The sequence below is a fragment of the Enterobacter sp. 2VL genome, assembly GCF_005503595.1.
Lineage (GTDB): Bacteria > Pseudomonadota > Gammaproteobacteria > Enterobacterales > Enterobacteriaceae > Enterobacter > Enterobacter cancerogenus.
This window is the reverse complement of record NZ_SCNE01000001.1, coordinates 645,303-670,747: the sequence shown is the minus strand read 5'-3', so window position 1 is coordinate 670,747 and position 25,445 is coordinate 645,303. Positions and strand designations below refer to the sequence as shown.

Genomic DNA, 25,445 nt, shown 5'->3' with positions numbered 1-25,445 from the left:
AGAGGCACATCAACGCCTTGCATCGCCTCAGTCGTTTACGAATCCAGATAAATTTCTCAATATTCTGCGTATAGCGTGCGGCTCTTAGCCAGAGTCTGCAAGCATAGAAATAGTCACCATTACACTCATAGCTTGATGCCAATTCTATATTTATGTCATCTCTTTCCATACTCGGCCTGTGCATGCTCATTAATCAGCACGCCAGTGTCATGCTGATTATTAATTGATATAAGGGTCAGTCCGCTGGTCGGGGCTCCGCCGGGCAGGTATCGCTGATCTTTATAAATTTGTCGTTATAGATCAGATAATGATGACCCGACAGACGCAGCGCCGGCTGACGAACCACATCACCGGGACGCAGATACCAAGCGTCGCCCTCATCTTCAGTCGAATCACATCCCGGTTTGATCAGCAATTTAAACCAGGTGTTACCGGTATTGCTCACCGTCCCGGCCACCTTGTCGAAGGTCCATTGAAACTGAACCTGACGCGGGCGAACGACCAGAATGGTATCCATCACCACCACCGGCTCCATGCTGACCTCACCGCCTGTCGGGCTCTGCCTCGTCAGGTTGCGGGTGGGGATCTCGCGAAATGAAACCCGGTAGTAGCGTTCGCGGTTATCTCGGGGGCCATGATAATAAAATTTGAAATACTCGCTTTCTCCGGCCTGTAACGTGAGCTGGCGGGGGGCGAATAACAGTTCGCCATCCACCGGTCGGGAGCGCACTTCACCGCCGCCAGGGCGATCGATGGCGCTAACAGCAATGCGGTACAGCCGCGCGCTTTTGTTGTTGTTCACTACCCGTTTGCTGGCGAAATCCATCTCGGCCGGGAGGGAGAAGGTGAGGTTACCGACCGAAATAGCCTGTGTCTGAGAAGCAGCCAGAAGGAAGCCCAGGGCCAGCATGGCCTTAGTTAATGTTACGCCACGTCGCCTGAACATGAATCTCTCCTGAAGCGCTGACTTCGCCAAACCAGCCATTATCGTCTACCGTACGCAGTGAAATGGTGTTATCCATCGGAATCGAAAATTTCACCGTCGTTTTATCCAACTGCCCGACTTCGCCGGAGATATCGGTCCAGGGCGTAGTCAGCCAAAGCGCCTCGGACATATCCCGCCAGCTGTCATCGCACCCGGCATCGTAGGACTGCTCCGTCCCGCTGCGGGTAATAAATGAGAGCGTGGCCGGAAACGGCACTTTTGCGGTACCGTCATCGGAGCTGAAGAGACAGTAGGAACGCCCGCCAATCACCTGTGACGGTCCGGTCACCTTGATGAGTACTTCGTCGGCGGCCGTTTTACCGCTGGTGGTGACAATGTAGCCGAAATCAAGTGACGGTTCGTCGCTGCCAACAAATCCCTCCCGTGATGGCGACGACGTATATTCGTCGGAGATAATGCTGATGCTAAAATCACGGGGCTTGATAATCAGCGTATTGGAGGTGGAAAACTCGTACCATCCCGACTCCGGCGAGGTGATGTTCTGGAAGCGAAAGTTAAACAGATCCTTGGTGTTAATATCGCTGATCCCGAGATTAACCATCTGCTTAAAAAAGTTGCTTGAAAAGAAAACATAGATCGAATCTGCGCTCTTCATCTCGTTGAAGTTATAGAAATAGGCAGTATTGCTTACTGGCTTCCACGAACTGCCATTCAGGCTGAATTGCATATCATATATACCGACGGCAGAGGCAAGCGACGAGTTGGCAATTGCCGGGAAAATACGGATCGAGGTGTTACTTAACCCGTTTGTCTGCAAGGTATAGCTGACCATTTTGCAGCTTAATCCTGATAAGCTGCCGATGGTTTGCGTCCGGCAGTCGGCATTTCCCTCACCCAGAGTCGGTACACCGTCACTGTTGATAAATACCTCCGCCAGGGAATTGGTATTGATCAACCGCAGATTTGCGGCTTTGGTATGGGTGACGTTGCGGACATACCAGTTGCCGGAGGACTGATCCTTACAGCGGGCACCGCTGCTGGCGTCATAGGTCGCAGAGGTCTGGCAGGCATTGATGGTCATCGTAAAGCTGCCGCCGACGGGCATCTGCTGCAGATACTGATAGAACGCGTCGGACATCATGCCATGCATCCACTTTGCGCCCCCGCTGGTCACTGTTGCGCCATAAAATCCGCTGGCATCGGTGGTTTGCGGCAGGATTAGGCTGGTAGCCATATCGCAACCGGCGTACCAGTTGATGCAGCGAAGGCCGGTCAAGGGGTGCGACACCGGCGAATTTTCAAGCCACATATCAAACTTCCAGTTGGCATTAAGCACGGTGTTGTAGCCGTTATCGATATAGCCGAGGCTCTGCTGATAAATGGTGCCTGAGCCTGTGTATTTCAAACCGGTCCAGCGGTTGGCACCTGTCAGGCGTGGGTCCAGTACCCCGCCCGGTGTGACGAAAAAGTTATCGTCGGAGTTGTTTTCAACGAACACAAACTCACGCGCCGGTGCATCCGGCCACGTGGTTTTGGTCACGGCGGCCCTGAGCACAGTCACTGGCCAGAGTAGCGCGAGGATCGCCAGCGCTATCAGTGGGTTAACTTTCATTCTTATCTCCTGTCTGTTGTACTGCCGCCCATGATGAGAGGCCGCTACAGACCACATCCCCAACCCAGACGGCACCACGCGCGTTACTGAGATCCAGCGCTACTTCGCAGGTCTTATTGCCGCCATAGCTAAAATCGATAGTGGGATAACTCTTGTCCACGTCCATGACAAATTCGCCGCTTTCATCGGTTCGGGTCCGGCCGATATGGTTGTTAATTCGTGCATTAGCCATCACCGTGCCGTCTTCCGCGCGGATACGACCTGAGACGGTGACCATTTGTTTCACCTCAGGCTCAATCACTGCGACGTTGCCGGGATAGAGCGTCAGATGACTCTTGCGTCCGCTGACGATGTCGTAGCTGTCGAGCGAATTTTTACTGTTCTGCAGTTCCACCTCATACCTGCCATAGGGAGAGAGGGGCAGATAGTTACGCTTGCCGCTGAGTGGAAAAATTCGCCCGTTTACTTTGGCGCTTATCTGCCCGTCATCATCCAGTCCGGTGTTGAATATCACACCGGCGTTGCCGTCGGTGCGTCCGCTGGCGGCGAGGTTTTTGCCCTGCCAGCCGATACTGCCGCTGGCAGTCAGGTTGGTATTAACGTAGCCGTCCGCTGCGCTGTTGACGTTAAGGGTTCCACTGGCGTAGCGGGCATCAAACTGGGCATAGGCTCCGCCGCTGAGTGTCTTGTCATCCCCGGTATCCCCGGAGATGGCCCGCGACAGATTGGTGCCGATGGTGCGAATTGTTCCTTCATCAAACTGTTTACGCGCCGACAGGTTAGCCATGGTGTAGCCGTTCTGATGGGTCATCCCGGCACTGAACCAGTTCCCTAAAGGCAGCGAAAGGTCGAGGGCAATATATTTCCCTGTATTGGCGCTGCTGTTGCCATTGTTAAAGCGCTGGATCCCCGCCCGCAGGCCAAGAGAGCCAAAGGTGCCACTGTAGACCGTCTGATAATAATCCGCCGTGTAGTAATGGCTGTTGTAGCGCCGGTCATCGTTGTAGCTGATGCTAAAGGTGCCCAGCTTCGACCATAATGCGTTGAGGTTTAAGGTACCGCCGATGGCCCGGTTGTCAGCATCGCTGCGCCGTAATTGATCGCCAATGCGTGTTTTCTCCTGGTTGACCCAAAGCGAACTGAAGCCCCCAGGCAACGTGGCGCTGATACTACCGACGCCACTCCATGAGCTATCGCTGGCCAGCATACTTTGCAGATTAACGTTGACCGACTCACCCAGTGGCAGTGTCAGACGGGTTTCGCCCACCGCCTGATTGTCATAGCCGTATCCGGTTGCAGCCCAACTCAACGTGTCGAGCGAGCCGGACGCCGAGAGGCCGGCCAGCCAGCTCTCTTTTGCCGGTCGCGTCTTTTTCCCGTTTTCTGACCAGCGATCCATATGAAAGCTGCCGCCCCATACCTGCCACGCCAGTGGCGCACCCACGCCGCGTCCCCGGCTGAACAGCTTATTGACTCGCTGAGTGCGTTTACTGACCACGCGACCGTTGACGATCACTTCCACTTCCACATCATAAATACCGTACGGTAGTCCGCGGGTATCCACTTCATAGCTACCCATAGCGAAGTTCTGAACGCTCAGCAGTCGCCCGTCACGGATAAGATGCACTTCTCCCGCTGCGGGTAAAAAAGCGATCACTGGCGTAGTCGACTGACTGCTGTCGAAAATGGTGGAGCTGGCCTGATTTCCCCAGGAAAGACCGTAAATCTTCCCGGCCGAAATGGCGGTCATTGGTCCCAGCGACTGCAGGTTCCAGGTATCAAGCATCCCGCCCGCAAAACGGTGGCCGGCGAAATCGCGTTCATACATTGCCTTATATAATTCGCTGTCTTGTTGACCGCTGCCGATACCGTACAGCGAGCCATCCAGCGCCACATGGTGCTCCCGAAGGGCGGTGACGTTGTTCAGCGACAGGTAACTGGAGGTATTGCTTCCTCCATCACGCATCTGGTTGTTATAGACGCCGAGGTTATAGGTCAGGTTGCTGCTAACGGCGTTGACGCTGGACTGGCCAATATCATCGCTGCGCGCGCGCAGCACAGTACCCAGCGCCTCGCGTTTGACCACCAGCTGCAGCAGCAACTGGCGCAGGCTAAGATCCAGTTGTGCATTGTCTGTCAGGGTAATGGTGAGTGCCTCGCTGAACGGGACGTCGGCGAGGCTGTTCAGCTGCTGCCGGGTCTTCTCGCTCACGCTGGCGTTATCCTCTCTCTCTTCCAGCTGGATCTGCCTTATACGCAGTTGGTTACCATCCAGCCAGATAAAGGCACTGCCGATCCGCTGGTCGTCCCGCGTATCCTGGCTGCCGGCGAGATGAATATAGAGCGGGACGCTCATGCCGTCCTGCAACGCCTGACTGAAGGCCTGCGGAATCATCACGCCGCCAATCTGCTGCGCACCGATGCCAGCAGCGTTTGCATCAGGCTGAACGAACAAAAATAGTATGCTGAAGGCAAACCGCGTCTTCAGTTCTTGGGAAATCCGTCGTAGAGGCATCGTCGTTATCCATCTGCACAGCTGTCTATTTCACAGGAACAAACTGCTCACCCTGCCAAAGCGCAACACGTCCTTTTTTATCCGCCGTATCCACACGCGTAAAACGACGTGATTTACCCGGCATCAGGTAGTAATTCTCCTTACACTCCTTACCGTTGGCAGCCTTAATGCAGGGGCCATAGGCAAGGATCCGCAGCGTTGCATTCCCGGAATTAGTAAGCTCGCCGTTGGCGTACTGAAAGCGGTAGTTCACCTGACGGGGTGCCACTACCAGGATGGTGCCGATGCGTGCAGAGGCGGTAGCCACCGCGCTGCGGTTGGCTTTATCCCGCTGGAGGTCACTGAGAGCCTGATCGAACCAGACAATGCGGTAATAGCGCTCTTTGTCATCTGATGGCCCTTTGTAGAAGAAACGAATTACATCGCTGGCCTGGGCGGGCAGCAGCAGGCTGGCAGGGGTGAGCAGCACCTCATCGGGTTTGTCCATTGGGATAACCTTCCCGTCATCCAGCGGTGAGGAGAGTCGTTCGAGATGAATATTGATCAGGCGGCCGCTGTCGGTGCTATTTTTGATCGTCTTGCTCAGCGTGCTGCTGCCGCTGTTCATAAATGAGGAAATATCGCCGACATCCAGCGCCTGCGCCGGCGCCCCCCCGATGAGCAGCAGCCCGAGTGCCAGAAGGCGTTTTTTCATAACAATTCCGTCCGTGAATAAAAGCAGGGGAGGGCCCCTGCTTGTGCATCAAGTGGTTCAGCTGGTCCAGGTGGCGTCAAACTGTACGCTGACGTCGCCGCTCCAGACCCCTTCCGGCAGGGTGCTGAAATCGGTCACTGCGGTCGTACCGTCGGTAGTGCCACTGATGATGGAGAAGGTGAATCCATCCTGCGCGGTGGTACGGCCGCTGGCGTTGTAGCCGTTAGCGAGCGCACTGAGGTTGCCGCCCAGTACACCGTTTGCGGTATCGATCATTACGGTATCGGCAGCTTTTTCGACTGCCGCACCGTTGTAATCCACGCCCACGCTCAGTGTGGAGCCGGAGGTATCCAACTGCGTTAAGGTATTGGTGATAAGACGCGAGGTCAGCTTAAAGGCGGTAGCCGTTGAGTCACCCTCAATCGCCACGTCAAACAGCCCTTTTTGCGAGTTAAAACCTTTGACGCCTTCGGCATACTGGAACGCCAGGCTACCCAGGGGGGTCACCACAAGCTTGCTGGTCGTGTCCTTTTTGGCAGTCGCAGACCAGGTCGCTACAGCCTGAGCTGTTACGTCAGCAGCCTGAGCCACACCCATACCGGTAAACGCCGTTACCAGAGCTATTGCCAAGACCTTTTTTTTCATCGCTTTTCATCCTGAGTTAAATTAAGGACATGATGTCCCGGTGAATCATCTTAAAAACGTTATTCGACGGTTATTAAACCAGCTTATATATTTTGGAATACAGTTTTGCCTCAGCATTACGCCGATGGGTATATACTGTCTTCACGCTGCAATTTTCTATTCTTGCGATCGATTTGGGTTGCATACCCTGGGCTGTTAAACGAATTATTTTCATTTCCCGGTCAGTGATTTTATCTTTTTTAATATCTTTGCGGAGAAATCTGCCATTGATCGCATAGGCCAGCTCTTTACGAATGTCACGACACAAAGCAACGTATACAATGCCCCTGACATTGCTATTGTAATACCAGTAATTCGCCAGGGCTTCTGACTTTCTGGCCGCAATCAATATGACCTGCTTCCCCTTAACTGCAGTCAGCCACTCGCTATCGCGCCTGATAAATTCGGTTAAAGAAGCCGTATTAAGATTGATGAACACAAAATCTTTTTTTATTTTCTCCAGCGACAGATAAATTAATTCATCGATATCCGCAATCAGTTCGTATAGCCCTTTATAGAAGAAGGAGTCATGGGCAGACCAAATGTATTTATCGGAGCAGCATTTACATTCCATATGGTTTCGCACCTCATAGTCCTTGAAGTTATCATTTTTGTAACGTCATTGTTTGTCAGGGCTGTAAAACTACAGGGGTATTAGGTTGCTTGAATTATTCTCCATCAAATAAGACTCTTTTTGCCCACCAAAATTGGACGGGCAAGTTTAATTTTTAATAATTATTTTGCTTGGGAGTGAATTTAAGTTTTTTCCTAATGAGTGTCAACGCGAGCGAAGAAAAGAGATTCTGCGTCTGGAGCAATATTTACACAAAATTAAAATATTGATTTTTTGAGGTGAGGAAAAAGGCATTTATTTTCATAGGGTTATTTATAATGTGGCATTAAATTCTTAACGGTGCTTTATATTAACCAGGATCTTCACCCAACTGTGTTAGGAATAGTCTCAGCGATAGGTGTGGGGAATTTGTCAAATAACCTAAAAATAATAATAAAAATAGATAATTAAACCAAATTAAAAAGAAAATAAGGGTGATTTGCCTGCCTGTAAGGTAAATATTCGGTTTTATATGCCGCACAAAATAGTTATGCGTATGTTAATAATGCTGGGTAATGGAAACAGAGCAATGGTATATACATATCCACTCGGGAATACAGGTTCCAATAGCTACATTAACCAGCTACTGCCGAAGTTATCCTGCATTTACAGGCACCCATTTCTATTTCTTTCCGGGAAGCTTAGCTGTTTTTTTGCACTTGACCAGCGGCCAGCCAGGTCTTGCCTTCGTTTCTTTAAGTACTTTCTTAAGAACATTATTTGTATGGAGTGCGGTAACAAGCCTGACGCTGCCGTTCCTGAAGTGGAGAGAAAGGGGCATGGACGTGGTGTGTAAACGGAAGGTATGCCACTTTGCCCGATGGTTTAGTAAAAATTCTCCTGGCGGGTCTGCGCGAATGTACTATTTTCAGTAAAGTGACGATTACAGGGAGGGCCAATGAAACCACTATCGCTTTTATTATTGTCGAGCCTGACTTTAGTGGGGTGCGGCGCGAACAATACCCCTTCAAATACTCCTGTTCCGGGTGTTAAAACCTCCGCTAGCATGAGCACGCTGGAAGCCGGTGCTCAGCTTATCCAGTCCCGTCCGCCCATTGATGCAATTAGCGCCTATCTTGACGGTTTCCATTTTTATAGCGGTGATAAAAATGGCCAGATGGAAGCCCATCATTATGTAACAGTGTTGAATGATGAGGTGATGCAGGCGGTGATCTACGACGGTAACACCAAAGATGCCCGTTTAATGGGCGTTGAGTACATCATTAGTGAGCGTTTGTTTAACAAACTGCCGCCGGAAGAAAAAAAATTGTGGCATAGCCATCAATATGAAGTGAAATCCGGCAGTCTGATTGCCCCGGGTTTACCTGCAGTGGCAGACAAAGCGTTGATGAGCAAAATTGTGAATACCTACGGGAAGACCTGGCATACCTGGCACACCGACCGCGATAAGACGCTGCCGCTCGGCATTCCGACACTGATGATGGGCTTTACCGGGGAAGGGCAGTTAGACCCCAAACTGCTGGCGGACAGAGATCAACGCTTTAACGTCAGCACGCAGGCTATAAAACAAGAACGTAAAGATATTGTGGCGCGCCCGGTTGCTAAAGGCGCTGATGCCTGGCAGCGTGGAGAGGTGATTCAGCTTAAGCGGGTTGAAGGTTCAGGTGCGCATGGTCACGGAGACACAAGCCATTTCTGATACCATAAAAAGTGAATGTAACCTGTCGGAATCCCCCGGCAACGCCGGGGGGAACGGTGAATTAATTTACGATCAGCCGTATTCTTTTCTCGTTCTCAGACATCAGAAACGCCAGGTAGCTGAAAGATTACCTGCGATCGCGTTATAGCCAGAACGAAACATTTCGCTTTCAACCCCGATGCCCAATTCGACATCAGTGTTGATTTTATAGCGCATTCCCGCCTTAACACCCAGAGTGTCACGACCAGCCACCTGATTCCTGGAACTAAACGATGTGCTGCGATAGTTGGCGAAAGAGGCTTGTTGCTCTACATTGCCATCCAGAAGTTCATGATCCCAGGTAAGCTGCAAATCAGCTGCGATAGACGCCCCTGAAGCGAGCGGTACATTCCAGTTACCATTCACCCCGATACTTGATCTCAGAGAATCGAAGGTCTCCGAATCCAGTATCAGTCGGCTGCCGTCATTGCCGCTTTCCTTCACGCCAGGTCGATGTAATGTGGTGTAATTTAATGACGTTACCGGTCCGGCGCTTACATTATCATTCAGCGCCCATCGATAGCCCCCGCCAGCCGTAACAGAGCCTGTCAGTCCGGTCCAGGTGGCATGGTGGTTTGCTCCGTAAGTTTCTACATGAATGTTTCTATCCATCCAGCTGTCTTCAATACCCAATCGGCCTGTGCCGAATAAATACATCCCTTCGGACCTTTCAGCGCCGTAACGGGCATGAATACCCAGATCGAAAGCAGTGGTTTTCCCGGTCGCGGTTTCTGGTGATTTCACCGTCACCGACTGGCCGCTGACCGCACCATGAAAGCCATAAATCCAGTTGTGATTCCGATCGTTTTGTTTTTCAGCACCGAACACCATGCCATAACTGCTGGCGTCGTACCCTACACTGTCCCCCTGGCGCTGTTGCCAGAAGCCGCCGCCAAAGGGGATAGCAAAGCTGCGCCATTCGCCTTCCGCCAGTTGTTTCGACATTACAGCAGGATGAGGCCCGCCAATGATCCGCGCTATCTGTTGTTCACGTTGAAGGGAACTTGCGAACATGGCGCTGTAGGCGCCCGCAGACAGCTGCGGCAGGGCATGGCTGATACTCCCGCCATCAGCGGCTGAGAAATCCAGAGTACGGTACAGCGGTTGTATATCCGACTTAGCATCTGCCACAATTTTATCCAGCGCTTGCCCTACCTGCCGCGCATTGGCGTCTTGCGCATACTGGCTGTACGCGTTTGAAGCGCGCAGCATTGAGAGTTGCCAGCCATTATTTCCCTGAGGCGTTGTCTGCAGCGTTAGCGTGGGAGAGCGGAGCACGCTGTTCACCGCACTGAACTTACCGCTGTAAGAGTCTGTTTTTAGCAAATCTTGCGAATTCACACGCCAGTTTGTCGCGTACCAGTCCGGTTGCGGCGCAAACGTCAGCTGACCGTTAAATTGTGCGTGACCGTCCACTCGCAAAGTATCATGCCTGCCGCGCCCGTCGACTTCCAACACCAACTGCCCGCTATCCCCCTGTTGATAAGCACCTGAGATAGTGATTTGCCCAAGTGAATTACCCGGCGCAAGGATCCCGTTATTTACAAAGCGGCCTTCCTCATTAAGGGTGTAGCTGCCGTTGCCGGATAGGGTAGCACCTGGCGCGATATTCATGCTGTAAATCTGAAAATCGCCATTTAGCGAGGTTTTCCCTCCGTGCGCGTCCAGTGCCAGATTATTAATACCTTCAATGTTTCCGCGGTAAGCAAAGCTAAAATCAGAATCAGCAGCTTCCGTCGCCTGCCCATACGCATTGGCCTTCCGACCGAAGGTAAACTGTGTTAACCGCTGTTGGCCATAGGCGTCCTGCTCGGCGTAGTCCGAATAAATATCACCTTCCAGCCGGGCACCCGATAATATATTTATATTACCGACCAGCGCATTCGGTGAAATATAAATCGCCGCGCCTTTCCCGGCAACCCGCCCGCTGATGTCGGCATTATCCACCAGGGCTCCCTGCAGCTCGGGTAATAATGCATCGTAATATCCGTCCACGATATGAAGCCAGGATCCACGATAGTCCACTTCGTTACCCAGAAGGTTATTGCCAAAATCAAAACTAATAGCGACGCCACTGGTGCCCAGTGCCTGAACATCACCGCGTTGAATAAGGTTGTGCTCTTTACCGTAGGCAAACATCACCCCTCGGCCATTTACGCCATCGGCGTATACCCGTATTCCGGGCTCGATGCTCAGGGTGTTATTTTGCCCATCTATACGGATACCCGCGCCGCCAGCCCCTGATGTCAACAGGTCCGCTTGCTGAAAGATATGGTTATTACTGCCATATACATGCAGGCCAACCCCCAGATTAGCGGTATTATATTGCCCGGCCAGATAGCCATCTGCCTGCTGATTACGCTGAAAATATCCATTGCGGTTAACAAGAGTTTGCCCGTTGCCATACAGCGAAAAACCGAAAAAGTTACGTCGGTCAATCTGGTATCCCATGTCCTGCAACAACGCCAGTTCCGCCTCCATAAACGTTGTGTAATTACGGTAGTTCTGATGGCTCATCATGCTGTTCTTCAACTCGATATGGCTCATGTAGTTATCATCGACCGAACCGTCGTCTGCTAACATTTTCACCGGCACGCCAGGCATGGCACCTGCAAGCACTTCATTTACGTGCTCGCCGGTGAAATAGCCTTTATCGAGCCGTACATCAAAGCCTTGCGGATCCCATCTGTTATTGCATCCATTACACAATATGACTTGCCCTGGCCGGGCAGGATTGCCACGGTCATCGCGCAGATGGCTGGTCCAGGATCCAAAAGGCCCGTTATCGAAAGCGGGCGTGAATGTGCCACTTCCGTGCAGGTCGGTAACCATATTAGATATTCCCAGGCCATGGGCCAGCTCATGAATAGCGACGCTGACCAGATCTGCCTTTCCGGTGCGCGGCAATTGCGCAGGCACATAGGGAACGTTGTCAAAATCCAGTTTGCCCATGATGAACTGGGCATGAGAGCCGAAGGTCAGCTCTCCGGTATCAATGCCGTTCAACGCTCCCTGCAACTGCGTCAGACTGATAATGCCATCAGTAACTGAATCGCTGGAACCCGCAGCATTCTCGTCATTAAACGTCCCCACATTGATAATGGCGGGCAGTTCCCCTGGTATGGGGGTGATGACTTCAGCCCAGTAACGCATGGCATCAAGTATTTTTTCTTTTTGTTGCTGACCAAGATCCCAGGTTGATTCAGACGCGCTCGGCCAGCCCGGCATAAAGGGACCGTCGCCAACATTAAAGAAACGCACTTCAAATACCGCAATATTTTGTGGGTTATAGACCAGATAGCTTTCTCCTGCATACGAATTATTACTGACAAATAAACCCGTTAGTGCAGCCGTGATAAAAAACCTTTTCATATTAACCATCCTTGTGTAAAAAAGTTATTGCCTGCGTCCGAGACTATAAGTTCACACCTGAGCTCAATAAATCATCAACAAATATAATAATTATCGATATGACTTGATAATTTATAACAAAGGGCAGCCTTGCCCTGTGACAGGCTCATCTTTCAGAATTTTATAAAGGGGGGAGCGTCTAATGATGGTCGCCGTTTATTGTGGAAACCCTGAAAAAGGGACCGGTGGTTTTAGCTTACCGAGGCGTTTTCCCTGCTACCGGGGCGTACCGATACGGGGCGCGATTTGGATATCGAAAATTATGGTGCGTAAAGCTGAATTTTGACCCTCTGGGCTGAGCCATGTGCTTAGTGAAAACGTTTGAGCTTATCCACATTATCAGTGCGGTATTACGGACATTCTTCTTTGCTATTTAATTCCTTCATAGCCATCCATGTATGTATCTGTTATTACTTCTCTCATTGCCTTCCGTTCTTTTTGTATAGCCTGACGTAAAGGTTCACAACAGACAATGCTGTGCCAGGCGTTGACGGGACGTGTAATGAGGAGTTCCTCATGAGGCGTGACGCAGAGTTCGGTTTATAACATCACTGTTATGTTTGATATGGTAGCACCAGGCTGTCATCGTGATTTTCCGCCCATAGCGACCTTTCCACTCATGCATGTCTGCTTTGTGCCAGGAGCGGACATTACTAGCTCTACAAAGCAATAAATGCAGAGAGCAGCTCACAACTCATCGGGCTGCAGCAGGCGTAAACCATTTTAAATTGTACCGGGAACCCATACTATAATAGGCTCCCGGGTAAATATTAAAAACAACAAGCTTAGCGCCGTGACAGGCTGCAAAAGTAGGCTATTACCGCACAAGCGGTAAGTACCAATCCCAGCTGTTGCACGATACCGGCAAGTCCCAGCATCATTCCCAGCAATAAATAGTAGACTAATCCAAACAGCGCTCCGGCAGCTCCGGCCTGTTCACGATATTGGCTAAGGGCCTGGCTCAGCACGTTTGGAATCGCAATGCCATAGGCAATCACCACCCCGGCTACTGGCATAAGTATCCATACAGATTGCTGCAAGAACCATGCTGTGACACCCGATAATAGGGCCAGCAGGCAGGCATTTTTCACCAGTTGTTCTGGCGACAAACCCATAGACAGCAGTTTCCGGTTCCATAAGCTGCCCGATAGAGAAGCAAAAGCCAGTAAAATCCCCGTCCATCCGAAAGCCCTGGGACTCCAGCCTAATTGACCGAAAAGAAACGGTGCAAGGCTGTAGTAGCTGAAAAGCATTGTATTCAGCAGTGCAACAAGCATTGCATTTTTCCAAAGCCTTCCATCCCCTGACATCCGACAAACTAGCCCGCCAAATCGGGGGCCGGAAGTATTTTCCGAACGTGTTTCAGGCAGTAAGAATGCGGTCATTGTGAGCAGCACCAGTGCCATCGTGACCAGAGCAATAAACACGCCGGTATGTCCGTACAGGCTGACCAGCCACCCTCCGCTTACAAGACCAAAAACGGGACTGATTGCCAACGCTGCCCCCATCACGGAGAAGACGCGGGCTAATGCCGTTGATTCGTAGCAATCACGCAGCATCGTCTGAACAACAACGGACCCTGCAGCTGCACCTACGGCTGCTACCATGCGAGCCAGGAGCAAAACGCTAAAGTCTGTAGCCACAAGTGCCAGTGCGGAACCGGTCCCGTAGCACAGAAGCCCGGCCATCATTGCAGGTCGCCGACCCACGCGGTCGCTTAACCAGCCCCAGAGCGCAACGCCGATGGCAAACGCGACGAAATAGACTGAAAGCGTCTGGGCGGCACGTTCACTGCCTACCTGAAAAGCACGGGCAATGTCTGGCAAAGCTGGGCTGTATATTGTTTCCACCAGTTGTGGAAACATAATCAGTAATGTCAGTAGCCACAACGGTGGTTGTTTACTGATATTCATAACAACAATCCTTAGATAAACAGAGTATGCGACTATTATTGCGGAAGTTGTCATGTCGGTTTACCATGATAAAGACTATTTATATTTAAAATCGGACATATGATGAAAATTAACCCAGAAGATTCTTTCGATCCGGACACGTTCGAAGAGTGGGTTGTCGGAATTGCATCCGATATGGGGGTACACGATTCAGGGATGCATAGTCACCTTCGTCATCAGTTGCTTTTTTCGGCGGCGGGAAGTATCACGATTGAGCTGGAAAATACCCTTTGCCTGCTTCCGCCCCGGCGGGCAGCGTGGATACCGGCCGGCACGGTTCATCGCGCCATTATGAATGGCTCAATGGCCTATCGTTCTCTTTACTTTTCAAGCGATTTACCCTTATCGGCGTTGCCCCTGCAGATTATTGAGGTTAATCCCTTATTCTTTGAGGTGATCGAACGGATGGCATTCTGGCAATGGGGAATGCCTGAAGAGCAACAAAGCAGTCTCATTACCGTGTTTTGTGAAGAAATCAAAAATGCCCAAAGCGAAAACTGGACGTTGCGGTTTCCCTCAGATATTCGCCTGAGTACCTGGCTGGACAGAGTCCGTGGGGGCGAATTACCCCCACGTCTGGGGCAGTTAGCCCAAAAAGTCGGTGCATGTGAACGCACAATAAGCCGTATATTTATCCGGGATACGGGGATGAATTATCAGAGTTGGAGGCAACAGTGGAGGCTACTGAAAGCGATGGAGAAGCTGTGTGACGGATACCAGCTCAGTCAGGTGGCGCAGGACCTTGATTTTGTCAGTGACAGTGCCTTCATTGTTTTCTTTCGTCAATATACGGGCACAACACCGACCCGCTATCTCCGCCATTCAATCGCAGAACATCAGGACATATCTTTGGTTTAAAAGTTGGTAAAACCCTTTTTTAATCAGGTCACCATTGTGTTCAGCCATATTGGGTTGATGTGCGAGTGCATATGGTTAACCGAAAGTTGACCGTGAAATGTGCCTTAGATATTTAGAGCAGTTATAGCGTTCTGAAAGCAATGTCTCGGAGATTCTTCAGGAAGGAGGTTTTTTAAGATTCAGGCTGAGTTGATTTTATCAAACTCGGGCGTCAATTCTGCGATCGTCCGTTTCTCGCTCATATGGGACAACCATAATCACATCTCCTAACCCAAAGGAGATTGAGCATGACAATATCCCCCTGGAACAAGGGCCGTATTATTGGCCAGAAACGGCCTCTTCAGATCTCTCATATCTGGGGAATCCGTATCAGACTTGAACTGGAAGGAAAATGAGGTTAACGCAATTCTTGACTGAGCATTCCATAATTGCTAAGGTGATTACCGTCTTTACTACGGGAGAGCCTAATGGCAGGCAGACCGAGAGAATTTGATGATCAACTCGTTATTCAGGCGGCTATGGATGCGTTCTGGCGAAACGGCTTTGAAGCGACCTCCGCTCAGGAACTCGTTGAGAGTACAGGGCTTGGCCGTGGAAGTCTGTATGCGGCTTTTGGTAATAAAGAAAATCTCTACCATGAAGCCCTGCGCCGTTACCATAGCTCAAGCATTGAGTTTCATGAGGCTGTATTCAGCCAGGCCGGTAGCGTTAAGGACAGGCTACGCAGCCTGCTGAAAAAAGGTATTGAACTGGATTTCAGCAACATCGAGCGAAACGGCTGCATGGCAATCTTCTCTCCCTTAGAAAGAGCTGCAAAAGATAAAACCGTTGAAGATCTTAGCCGCCGTTATATCAAAAAGCTTGAGGCAATGTTCACCAGGCTTTTCGCTGCCGGGATTGCTTCCGGGGAGTTTCAGGCGGAACGGCAGCCTGAAGTTATGGCTAAGGCATTCATGTGTGCCTATTTCGGTTTCCGGGTGTTCGGCAGGATTGTGCATGAGCCAGAATTTCAACGTGATGCAATCGAAGCGTTAATAATGAACATTTAGTTAGGAAGGCCATCAGGCCTTTTTATTTACTTAATTCTTGAATGAACATTACAGTATTGTCTGGAGAAAGTTAATGTCTGAAGATTTAAACAAAGTTCAGTTGATTACTGCCCGGTACGGTGAGAAAGACCGACCAAAAAATATCATCTGGAATTCGCAGATTGAAAATCTGCTCAGCCATCGTTCCGTCAGAAATTTTTCACAGCAAGCCTTGCCGGAATACTGGTTTGAAACGCTTGTAGCGGCCGCTCAGTCTGCCTCAACATCCTCAAATCTTCAGCAATGGAGCATGGTGGCCGTTACCGATCCTGCACTCAAGGCGCAGGTCAGAAAGCTCGCTGCGGGAGATAAAGGTGTGGCGAATGGATACATCGAGGAGGCTCCTGCGATACTTCTCTGGATTGCAGACCTGTCACGAAATCACGATATGACCGTCTCAGACGGCCTTACTCCGGGTGTGCATGATTACCTTGATTCATTTGTCATGGCGACAGTTGATGCCGCACTGGCTTCGCAAAATGCAACGGTAGCAGCAGAGTCAATCGGGCTGGGTACGGTTTATATTGGTGCGACACGCAACAAGGCTAAAGAGCTGGCTGAACTTATTCAGCTACCGGCCCACAGCTATGTTGTATGCGGCCTGGTGGTCGGATGGCCTGCAACTGACAGCGATGCAGCTATCCGCCCGCGCCTGCCGCAAAGCGTGGTGGCTCATCACAATCTCTACAGCGCTTGTGACCTTGACGCTCACGTCAGAAGTTATGAAGAGGCATTCCATGCATTCCGGGAAGGTCTGGGAATGAAAGATAAAACATGGAAACAGGCGGTTCAGAGCGCAGCAACCAGTCTCGCTTATATGGATGGTCGCCAAAATCTACGGACCACTCTTGAAGAGCGCGGTTTCGGTTTTAAGTAGGGCAGTTCAGGCGGTTGGGTATTCATGCGCAGCCGCAAAATCATCAACTTTCTCGTCTTCCAGCCCCATGCTTTAAAACGTCCGCTCCTCGCTCAAAGCAGGCCTGCAAGTGAGTTAGTCTGGCTGCTCCGAATCATGAGCGGACACTATCTCTGCGCATCAACCTTCGCATCCATCAGGATGTACTGCGCCGCTTTACGCGTGTATTGGTCAACCAAAGGAACAAGCCGGGTGAAATGTTCGCTGGTGCAGTGGGCATCAAGTTCTGCCCGGTCTGGCCACTCGTCAATGAAAATGAAATGCCCCGGATCCTTTTTATCCCGGTTCAAATCATAAGCAATACACAGCAGCTCATTCTGTATTGCCGCGACGAGTTCCCGGTAAAAAGATTACGGTTAGTACAGACCTGATGTCTATTTCACGATAAATCAAACATAGCCGTGCGATTTCACACACAGATATCGCTCCCTGATATCTGTGTACGACGTCGTTATTACTGATGTTCAGGAATTCGGGCGATAACCTTTATCTCAAAATCAAAGCCTGCTAGCCAGTTCACGCCTACAGCTGTCCAGTTCGGATACGGGGGCTTCGGGAAAACGGTTTGTTTCACCTGCATAATGGTTGGAAACTGATTCTCGGGAGCGGTATGAAAGGTTGTCACATCAATAAGATCGTCGAACGTACAGCCTGCAGCATTAAGCGTGGCCTTGAGATTATCGAAGGCACGTTCTACCTGCGCGGCAAAGTCGGGCTCGGGTGTGCCATCTTCCCGGCTCCCCACCTGCCCGGAAACAAACAACAAATCACCAGAGCGGATCGCTGCAGAATAACCATGCTTTTCATAGAGCGCGTGGCGATTTGCAGGGAAAACGGGTTTCGGTTGGTTCATAACGTATCCTTTATTGGGGTGGGCGACAGCGGATGCGCGGCATAGATAAATGACTTAATATACGCGGCGTATGTAAAATTAATCACACATACGCCGCGTATGTCAAATTTCCTGCGCGGCGTTTATTGCAAGGAGTCCGTATGGCTGCCAAACGCCGCGCCGAAACGATGGAAGAAACCCGCATAAAGTTGATTGCTGCTGCACGAAATGCCTTCGCCGAAAAAGGGTTTGCCGCAGCATCAATGGATGATTTGACCGCCAGCGTCGGCCTGACGCGTGGGGCCCTGTACCACCATTTTGGGGACAAAAAAGGGTTACTTGCTGCTGTGGTTACTCAGGTGGATTCTGAAATGGCGCAAAGTGCCAAAGATGCCGCGGCACATTACGGTGATGACCAGCAAAAGCTTCTGGCTGAAGGGATTGCCTATATCAGGATGGCGCTGGATGAAGAGGTCCGGCGCATCGTTCTGCTTGATGGCCCGGCTTTTCTCGGGGACCCTACAAAATGGCCGAGTCAGAATAACTGCCTCGATGCCACGCGCGAGCGCATTTCAGATCTGATTGAACGCGGCTTAATCAAGCCGGTAGATGTCGATGCCACCGCCTGGCTGCTAAACGGGGCCGCACTGAATGCCGCGCAGTGGGTGGCTGCAAGCGAAAATCCGCAGGATGCATTACCAAAAGCGATTCAGGTTTTTACCCTGTTGGTAAATGGCCTACTGGAGGGTGCCACGCTTTCATAACGCCGAAAATATCATTGCCTTTTTCACAGGGAAAAGAGGAACCGTCTGGCCCAGTGACCAGACGGTGGCAGGATCAGGCTTTGCGGGTTGCCGCTTTCATTTCGCTAACGAACGTTTTCAGCTCAGCCAGCATCTGGTCGGGCTTATCAAGATTTTTCTCGATGATTTTAACAATCGCAGAGCCGGAAATCGCGCCCGCGGCTTTTGCATCTATTGCCGCTGCAACCTGATCCGGTGAAGAGATACCAAAGCCCTGCAACGGCGGAGCCGCATGATATTCAGCGAGTTTTTCCACCAGATGATGCAGAGGCAGCGCCGCTTTGTTTTCAGCGCCGGTCACACCCGCACGGGAGAGCAGGTAGGTATACCCGCGTCCGTAAGAAGCAATCTGACGCAGCAGTTCGTCATCTGCGTTTGGCGGACAGATGAAAATCGGTGCAACGTTGTGACGCATCGCCGCCTGGCGGAACGGTGCAGACTCTTCAACCGGTACATCGGCCACCAGCACAGAGTCAACGCCGACGCGAGCGCACTCGGCATAAAACTCATCAATGCCGCGGTTAAAGACCAGGTTGGCGTACATCAGCAGGCCAATCGGGATGGTCGGGTGTTTCTGACGGATTGCCGCCAGCATCTCGAAACATTGAGTTGGGGTAACGCCGGAGGCAAAAGCGCGCAGGGTGGCGTCCTGAATGGTTGGGCCATCCGCCAGTGGGTCAGAGAAAGGGATGCCCAACTCCAGCGCATCCGCACCGCCTTCAATCAGGGCGTCGATAATTTTAAGCGACTGCTCAGGACCCGGATCGCCCAGGGTGACGAAGGGGACGAACGCGCCTTCCTGGCGGGCCTTCAGCTGTGCAAATGCGTTATCATAGCGTTCCATCAGATTTCCCCTCGTGCTTTCAGAATATCGTGAACGGTGAAGATATCTTTGTCACCGCGACCGGAAAGGTTGACCACCAGCAGCTGCTCTTTCTCCGGGTTTTCTTTGATCATTTTCAGGGCGTGCGCCAGGGCGTGGGAAGATTCCAGCGCCGGGATGATCCCTTCGTTACGACACAGGGTCTTGAACGCCTCCAGTGCTTCGTCATCGGTAATCGAGACGTAGTCAGCGCGCCCGATGCTGTTCAGGTGAGCGTGCTGAGGCCCCACAGACGGGAAGTCCAGTCCGGCGGAGATGGAGTAAGACTCTTCAATCTGGCCTTCATCGGTCTGCATCATAGGAGACTTCATACCGAAGTAGATCCCAACCCGACCATGCTTCAGCGGCGCACCGTGTTCACCCGATTCGATTCCGTGACCGGCAGGCTCTACACCAATCAGACCAACGCGAGGTTCATCGATAAAATCAGCGAACATCCCGATGGCGTTCGAGCCGCCGCCCACGCAGGCGATAACTGCATCCGGCAGACGCCCCTCTTTTTCGAGGATCTGCGCTTTCGTCTCTTCCCCGATCATGCGCTGGAATTCACGCACGATGGTCGGGAACGGATGCGGACCTGCGGCGGTGCCAAGCATATAGTGCGCGGTGTCGTAGCTGCCGGACCAGTCGCGCAGCGCTTCGTTACAGGCATCTTTCAGCGTGGCGGATCCGCTGTGAACCGGGATCACCTCAGCCCCCATCAGGCGCATACGGAAGACGTTTGGCGACTGACGCTCGACATCTTTTGCGCCCATGTAAATACGGCATTTCAGGCCGAGCAGGGCGCTGGCGAGGGCGGATGCCACACCGTGCTGGCCTGCACCGGTCTCGGCGATGATTTCGGTTTTGCCCATGCGTTTTGCGAGCAGGGCCTGGCCAAGGACCTGGTTGGTTTTATGCGCACCGCCGTGGAGCAAATCTTCACGCTTGAGATACAGCGTGGTTTTGCTGCCTTCGGTCAGGTTGCGGCATTTTGTCAGGGCCGTAGGACGCCCCGCGTAGTTTTTCAGCAGATCGGTAAACTCGGCCTGGAACGCCGGGTCTTTTTGCGCGCTGACAAAGGCTTCTTCCAGCTGGCGCAGAGCGGGCATCAGGATCTGTGGCACGTACATACCACCGAACTCACCAAAATACGGGTTTAGTAATGTCGTCATTATTTATTCCTTAATATGCACGCAGAGTTTTAAATACCGAGGCCAGCTTGCTGGCATCTTTTATGCCCGGCTGGGACTCTACGCCTGAATTGAAATCGAGACCGGCGCAGCCGGCTTTGGCCGCTTCTACACAGTTATCCGGGCTGAGACCGCCCGCGAGCAGGACATTGTCCAGCGCTTCGTCTTTCAGCAAGGACCAGTCAAAGCGCTGGCCCGAGCCGCCCTGGCCGTTGTCGAGCACGTATTTATCGACATGATTCAGATTACGCGGCGGTAACGTGTCGCCCACGCTTTGCGCTTTCCAGATTTGCACCCGAGGCGCCAGCGCGGCGCGCAGCGCATCGATATAAGCCTGATCTTCGTTGCCGTGCAGTTGTACCGCACGCAGGGATAACGCCTCGGCTTTTGCTGCTACGTCGGCAATATCGGCATTGCGGAACACGCCCACGTAGCTGAGCGGGGCCGCCGCAATAACGTTACGGGCCTGGTCTTCACTCACCGCCCGGGGCGATGAGTCCACGAAAATCAGCCCGCCATAAATAGCGCCCGCTTCATACGCGGCCTTGGCATCCTGCTCGCGCGTTAATCCACACACTTTGTTTTCACCCAGCAACACGCGGCGGACCGCCGCGTTGAGATCGTCATGTTCCATCATCGCGGAGCCGATCAGGAAACCGTTGGCAAAGTGGCTCAGTTCACGCACCTGGGCGTAGCTGTTGATGCCGGATTCGCTGATGACCGTCACGCCCGCCCCCAGGCGTGGTGCAAGCTGGCGCGTACGGTTAAGGTCGATTGACAGGTCGCGCAGGTCGCGGTTGTTAATGCCAACCACTTTTGCCTCAAGGGCGATGGCGCGCTCCAGCTCCTCTTCGTTGCTCACTTCGGTCAGCACGCCCATGTTCAGGCTGTGGGCCACCGCAGAGAGCTGGCGGTACTGCTCGTCATCGAGCACCGAGAGCATCAGCAGGCAGGCGTCAGCCTGGTAGAAACGCGCGAGCCAGATCTGATACGGGTCGATAATAAAGTCTTTGCAGAGGATCGGCTGCGGCGCAATGCCGCTGACGATGGGCAGGAAATCAAAGCTGCCCTGAAAATATTTCTCATCCGTCAGCACCGAGATGGCGGACGCATGGTGTTTGTAAATTCCGGCAATGCGCGCCGGGTCGAAATCGTCACGGATCACGCCTTTGGACGGAGACGCCTTTTTGCACTCCAGAATAAACGCGGTGCGCGCGCCCTGCAGGGCATCATAAAAGCGGCGCGTGCTGGGCACGACGTCATTCTGGAAGCTGGCGAGCGGCTGCTGCGCCTTGTGTGCTTCAACCCAGATGGCCTTATCGGCGACGATTTTCGCTAAAACGGTCTGCATTCTTTACCCTCTTGCCGCAAGTGCGGTAACGCGATCGTAAGCTGCACCGGAGCGCAGTACGTCCAGAACTTTTTGCGCGTTGGCCTTCAGATCTTCCTCACCGTGCAAACGCATCAGCATGGCGACGTTGGCAGCAACGGCGGCCTCATGAGCGACTTCACCTTTACCTTGTAATAAGCGCGTGAGAATGTCACGGTTTTCTTCCGGCGTGCCGCCTGCCAGCGCCTCCTGATGGTACGGCGTTAAACCGAAGTCAGCCGCGTCGAGCTGATAGCTCAGAATTTCACCGTTGCGCAGTTCAGCGACAAGCGTTGGCGCGTGTAACGAAACCTCATCCATACCACCGCTATGAACGACAGCGGCACGCTGATAACCCAGCACGCGCAGCGTCTCGGCAATCGGCAATACCAGCTCAGGGCTGTAGACGCCAATCAGCGCCAGCGGCGGATGGGCCGGGTTAATCAACGGGCCTAAAACGTTAAACAGCGTGCGCGTTTTGAGCTGCTGACGAACCGGCATCGCGTGGCGGAAACCGGTGTGGTATTTCGGCGCGAACAGGAAGCAAACGCCGAGGTCGTCCAGCGCTTCACGCGAGCGTTCGGCCTGCATGTCGAGGTTAATCCCAAATGCCGCCAGCAGGTCGGATGAACCGGACCGGCTGGACACGCTGCGGTTGCCATGTTTTGCCACTTTCAAACCACAGGCAGCCGCCACGAAGGCGCTGGCGGTGGATATATTAATGCTGTTGCTGCCGTCACCGCCGGTACCGACGATATCGGCAAACTGATAGTCGGGACGCGGGAACGGGGCGGCGTTTTCCAGCAGGGCCGTTGCCGCACCGGCAATCTCCTGCGGGCTTTCGCCGCGCACCTTCATGCTGACCAGCGCGGCCGCCAGTTGCTCAGGTTTCAGCTCGCCACGCACCACCGCGGAGAAGAGCTGGTGGCTCTCCTGCTGGCTCAGGGTTTGCGCCTGGTACAGTTTCTCAAGGATCGGCTGCAGCGTGTTGGTCTGCTCCAGCTTCTGCAGCGCCCAGTTCAGCGTTTGCTCAAGCAGGCGCGCGCCGTTAGAGGTCAAAATCGATTCTGGGTGGAACTGCAGTCCGCATACGCGGTCCGCATCGTGACGCACGGCCATCACCATACCTTCAAACGAGGCGTTGATGGTCAAACCGGCCGGGATATTGCTGCCGACCAGCGAGTGATAGCGCGCCACCGGCAGCGGATTTGGCAGCCCGGCAAACATGGCCTGGCCGTCGTGTTCAATGCTGGATGCTTTACCGTGCAGAATTTCACCCGCCTGGCCGACGTAACCGCCGTACGCTTCCACAATCGCCTGGTGACCCAGGCAGATGCCGACGATCGGCAGCTTGCCGCGCATCCGGGTCAGCAGTTCAGGCATGCAGCCCGCTTCGCTCGGTGCGCCGGGCCCCGGAGAGAGCATCAGCACCGGGTTTTGCATGGTACCCAGACGGTCAATCAGCGTTTGCGCCGGAACATGGTTACGGTAGATAACGACGTTATGACCGTTTGCACGCAGCTGATCTGCCAGGTTGTAGGTAAAGGAGTCGATATTATCGAGCAGCAGAATGTCAGCCATCAGAAAATCTCCTGTGCATGATGGGCGGTCGCAATGGCGCGCAGTACCGCACGGGCCTTACTGCGCGTTTCGTCAGCCTCAGACTGCGGAACAGAATCAAGAACAATCCCTGCGCCTGCCTGAACGGTGGCGATCCCGTCCTCGACATACGCGGAGCGGATCACGATGCAGGTGTCCAGGTCACCGTGCGCGGTGAAATACCCCACCGCGCCGCCGTAGCTGCCGCGTCGACGGCCTTCGGCTTCGGCGATCAACTGCATCGCACGGACTTTCGGCGCGCCGCTCAGGGTGCCCATGTTCATGCAGGCGCGATAGGCGTGCAGCACGTCGAGGTCGCTACGCAGTTCGCCAACCACGCGGGAGACGAGGTGCATCACAAACGAGTAGCGGTCAACTTTGGTCAGGTCTGCCACGTAGCGGCTGCCGGGGGTGCAGATACGTGCCAGATCGTTGCGCGCCAGGTCTACGAGCATCAGGTGCTCGGACAGCTCTTTGTGATCGGTGCGCATCTCCAGCTCGATACGGCTGTCGAGATCGCGATCGAGCGTGCCATCAGCACGGCGTCCACGCGGGCGCGTGCCGGCAATCGGGTAGATCTCAATCTGGCGGCTGGTGGCATCGTATTTCAGGGAGCTTTCCGGCGACGCGCCGAACAGCGTGAAATCATTGTCCTGCATAAAGAACATGTACGGACTTGGGTTGCTCTTTTTCAGCACGTCATAGGCCGCCAGCGGCGACGGGCAGGGCAGTGAGAAGCGGCGAGACGGCACCACCTGAAAAATTTCCCCGGCGCGGATCGCTTTCTGCATCTGACGAACCACTGCACCGTATTGATCGTCGGTCTGGTTTACGTCACAGGCCATTTTTTCCACGCGCTGCACCGGCAGTGCAGGTGGCTCTTGTGTCATCTGCTGTTGCAACTGAGCGATGCGGTGCTCAAGGCGGTTTCTCTCTGCGGCAGAGGGTGTAAACAGGCTGGCCTGTATACGGGTGTATTTTTTCTGATGGTCGATCACCAGCAAGGTTTCGGCCAGATAGAAGCAGTAGTCCGGGCAACGGTTGCCTTGCTCGGTTTCCGGCAGCGCTTCAAAACCGGCGACCAGATCGTAGGCAAACAGTCCGCCGAAGAACATGGCTTCACGCTCGTCTTCCGGCACCGAGACCAGATTCTGCAGCAGGCGGAAAGCATCAAATACGGACAGGGAGCAAAGGCGTGCATCTTCGTCCAGCAGCTGGCTGACCGGCGGGAAGCGCAGAATGCGCATATCCGGATGGCGTTCGTTGTCGATGCCTGACGGCAGAGCCGCGTCCAGCAAGGGCAGCAGCGAGGCGCCATTTTCTGATAAGGCCTTAATAGTGACGACGTCACCTAATGCAGTAATGCGCAGCGCGCTGTCGACCAGCAGCAGGCTTTTCAAATCGTCTTTGCTGTCGATATCCGCCGATTCAAGCAGCAGAGTGGCCGGGCGCGCGCCGCACACCTGGTGAAACAGCGCGGTCGGATTATGGCGATAGGCCGCCTCGCAGGTCAGCAGTTCGAGGTTGGATTTGGCTGTTTGCATGGTTGTGTTCTCATCATATTTTGTTCAAAAAAAAGCCCGCTTGGGAGCGGGCCGGGTATCTGTTTGCTTGTCGCAGACGCGTGACACCGCCCGATAATCAGGAAGTGCGCCACCAACCGTGCAAAGCGAAATGTGCTGTCATTTTCAGATACCTTTCTCGTGTGAACTTGCGTACTAGTTAACTAGTTCGATGGCATATTGTCAACCCTTGATTTCATAATTTCACGCAAGGCCGTTATCATAGGGTTTTAGAAG

At 52.9% G+C, this 25,445-nt stretch carries 20 protein-coding genes, 2 pseudogenes and 1 other annotated feature; of the genes and pseudogenes, 6 read left to right on the top strand and 16 right to left on the bottom strand.

The features are described from left to right. Nucleotides 1-235 precede the first annotated feature (235 nt). The 6 genes from FFS28_RS03115 to ecpR all read right to left on the bottom strand — a co-directional run bounded on the left by FFS28_RS03115 (nucleotide 236) and on the right by ecpR (nucleotide 7,025). A complete protein-coding gene (locus FFS28_RS03115; RefSeq protein WP_137848734.1) occupies nucleotides 236-946 on the bottom strand; it encodes a fimbrial biogenesis chaperone in 711 nt (236 codons plus the stop codon). Then, entirely contained in the window at nucleotides 915-2,558 is a 1,644-nt protein-coding gene (gene ecpD, locus FFS28_RS03110; RefSeq protein ID WP_137848733.1) for a fimbrial adhesin EcpD, read from the bottom strand. The genes FFS28_RS03115 and ecpD overlap by 32 nt, the downstream gene beginning before the upstream one ends. Beyond that, nucleotides 2,548-5,073 (bottom strand): fimbrial biogenesis outer membrane usher protein, encoded by a 2,526-nt coding sequence (locus FFS28_RS03105; protein ID WP_137848732.1) that lies wholly within the window; start codon nucleotides 5,071-5,073, stop codon nucleotides 2,548-2,550. Before FFS28_RS03105 ends, ecpD begins: the two co-directional genes overlap by 11 nt. Nucleotides 5,074-5,098: 25 nt before the next feature. Further along, complete coding sequence (locus tag FFS28_RS03100) at nucleotides 5,099-5,767, bottom strand: EcpB family pilus assembly chaperone (protein WP_137273305.1); 669 nt, start codon at nucleotides 5,765-5,767, stop codon at nucleotides 5,099-5,101. Between the two features lie 57 nt (nucleotides 5,768-5,824). Beyond that, entirely contained in the window at nucleotides 5,825-6,412 is a 588-nt protein-coding gene (gene ecpA, locus FFS28_RS03095; RefSeq protein WP_101737596.1) for a common pilus major fimbrillin subunit EcpA, read from the bottom strand. A 73-nt stretch (nucleotides 6,413-6,485) separates the two neighbouring features. After that, entirely contained in the window at nucleotides 6,486-7,025 is a 540-nt protein-coding gene (gene ecpR / locus FFS28_RS03090; RefSeq protein ID WP_137848902.1) for an ECP biosynthesis operon DNA-binding transcriptional regulator EcpR, read from the bottom strand. A gap of 937 nt (nucleotides 7,026-7,962) precedes the next feature. Here ecpR and FFS28_RS03085 point away from each other — a divergent pair. Next, complete coding sequence (locus tag FFS28_RS03085; RefSeq protein ID WP_137848731.1) at nucleotides 7,963-8,724, top strand: OBAP family protein; 762 nt, start codon at nucleotides 7,963-7,965, stop codon at nucleotides 8,722-8,724. A 102-nt stretch (nucleotides 8,725-8,826) separates the two neighbouring features. Here FFS28_RS03085 and FFS28_RS03080 read toward each other — a convergent pair whose 3' ends face one another. Both FFS28_RS03080 and FFS28_RS03075 read right to left on the bottom strand, forming a co-directional pair. Beyond that, the gene (locus tag FFS28_RS03080; protein WP_249357419.1) at nucleotides 8,827-12,135 is read right to left on the bottom strand and encodes an autotransporter outer membrane beta-barrel domain-containing protein; all 3,309 of its coding nucleotides are present in this window, start codon (nucleotides 12,133-12,135) and stop codon (nucleotides 8,827-8,829) included. An 824-nt stretch (nucleotides 12,136-12,959) separates the two neighbouring features. Next, nucleotides 12,960-14,087, bottom strand: coding sequence for a Bcr/CflA family efflux MFS transporter (locus tag FFS28_RS03075; protein WP_137848729.1), 1,128 nt, complete (start codon nucleotides 14,085-14,087; stop codon nucleotides 12,960-12,962). Between the two features lie 102 nt (nucleotides 14,088-14,189). Between FFS28_RS03075 and FFS28_RS03070 the strand changes: the two genes are divergently transcribed. From FFS28_RS03070 to FFS28_RS03055, 4 genes and pseudogenes are all read left to right on the top strand, one after another. Then, a complete protein-coding gene (locus FFS28_RS03070; RefSeq protein ID WP_137848901.1) occupies nucleotides 14,190-14,984 on the top strand; it encodes a helix-turn-helix domain-containing protein in 795 nt (264 codons plus the stop codon). 287 nt (nucleotides 14,985-15,271) lie between these two features. Continuing rightward, a pseudogene (locus tag FFS28_RS03065) lies at nucleotides 15,272-15,376 on the top strand (integrase); the annotation flags it as partial. A gap of 75 nt (nucleotides 15,377-15,451) precedes the next feature. After that, nucleotides 15,452-16,033 carry a TetR/AcrR family transcriptional regulator gene (locus tag FFS28_RS03060; protein WP_115239769.1) on the top strand — a complete coding sequence of 194 codons (582 nt, stop codon included), beginning with the start codon at nucleotides 15,452-15,454 and terminating at the stop codon, nucleotides 16,031-16,033. Nucleotides 16,034-16,106: 73 nt separating this feature from the next. Continuing rightward, on the top strand, nucleotides 16,107-16,949 hold the full coding sequence (locus FFS28_RS03055) for a nitroreductase family protein (RefSeq protein WP_137848728.1): 843 nt from the start codon (nucleotides 16,107-16,109) through the stop codon (nucleotides 16,947-16,949). A gap of 146 nt (nucleotides 16,950-17,095) precedes the next feature. On the opposite strand, the pseudogene FFS28_RS03050 reads toward FFS28_RS03055, so the two are convergent. Beyond that, nucleotides 17,096-17,332, bottom strand: a pseudogene (locus FFS28_RS03050) (putative quinol monooxygenase); the annotation flags it as partial. A 110-nt stretch (nucleotides 17,333-17,442) separates the two neighbouring features. Beyond that, nucleotides 17,443-17,841, bottom strand: coding sequence for a RidA family protein (locus tag FFS28_RS03045; protein ID WP_137848727.1), 399 nt, complete (start codon nucleotides 17,839-17,841; stop codon nucleotides 17,443-17,445). Between the two features lie 140 nt (nucleotides 17,842-17,981). Here FFS28_RS03045 and FFS28_RS03040 point away from each other — a divergent pair, with 140 nt between their 5' ends. Continuing rightward, a complete protein-coding gene (locus tag FFS28_RS03040; protein WP_137848726.1) occupies nucleotides 17,982-18,584 on the top strand; it encodes a TetR/AcrR family transcriptional regulator in 603 nt (200 codons plus the stop codon). 73 nt (nucleotides 18,585-18,657) lie between these two features. On the opposite strand, the gene trpA is transcribed toward FFS28_RS03040, so the two are convergent. The 6 genes from trpA to trpL all read right to left on the bottom strand — a co-directional run bounded on the left by trpA (nucleotide 18,658) and on the right by trpL (nucleotide 25,332). Continuing rightward, entirely contained in the window at nucleotides 18,658-19,467 is an 810-nt protein-coding gene (trpA, locus tag FFS28_RS03035; RefSeq protein WP_058608661.1) for a tryptophan synthase subunit alpha, read from the bottom strand. Then, entirely contained in the window at nucleotides 19,467-20,660 is a 1,194-nt protein-coding gene (gene trpB, locus FFS28_RS03030) for a tryptophan synthase subunit beta (protein ID WP_137848725.1), read from the bottom strand. The genes trpA and trpB overlap by 1 nt, the downstream gene beginning before the upstream one ends. A 10-nt stretch (nucleotides 20,661-20,670) precedes the next feature. After that, nucleotides 20,671-22,029 carry a bifunctional indole-3-glycerol-phosphate synthase TrpC/phosphoribosylanthranilate isomerase TrpF gene (gene trpCF, locus FFS28_RS03025; RefSeq protein WP_137848724.1) on the bottom strand — a complete coding sequence of 453 codons (1,359 nt, stop codon included), beginning with the start codon at nucleotides 22,027-22,029 and terminating at the stop codon, nucleotides 20,671-20,673. 3 nt (nucleotides 22,030-22,032) lie between these two features. Further along, on the bottom strand, nucleotides 22,033-23,628 hold the full coding sequence (gene trpD, locus FFS28_RS03020; RefSeq protein ID WP_006175694.1) for a bifunctional anthranilate synthase glutamate amidotransferase component TrpG/anthranilate phosphoribosyltransferase TrpD: 1,596 nt from the start codon (nucleotides 23,626-23,628) through the stop codon (nucleotides 22,033-22,035). Beyond that, a complete protein-coding gene (locus FFS28_RS03015; protein WP_137848723.1) occupies nucleotides 23,628-25,190 on the bottom strand; it encodes an anthranilate synthase component 1 in 1,563 nt (520 codons plus the stop codon). Before FFS28_RS03015 ends, trpD begins: the two co-directional genes overlap by 1 nt. Nucleotides 25,191-25,216: 26 nt before the next feature. After that, nucleotides 25,217-25,311, bottom strand: a sequence feature (Trp leader region). Then, nucleotides 25,288-25,332 (bottom strand): trp operon leader peptide, encoded by a 45-nt coding sequence (trpL, locus tag FFS28_RS03010; protein ID WP_071524153.1) that lies wholly within the window; start codon nucleotides 25,330-25,332, stop codon nucleotides 25,288-25,290. Its footprint overlaps the feature before it by 24 nt. Nucleotides 25,333-25,445 lie beyond the last annotated feature (113 nt).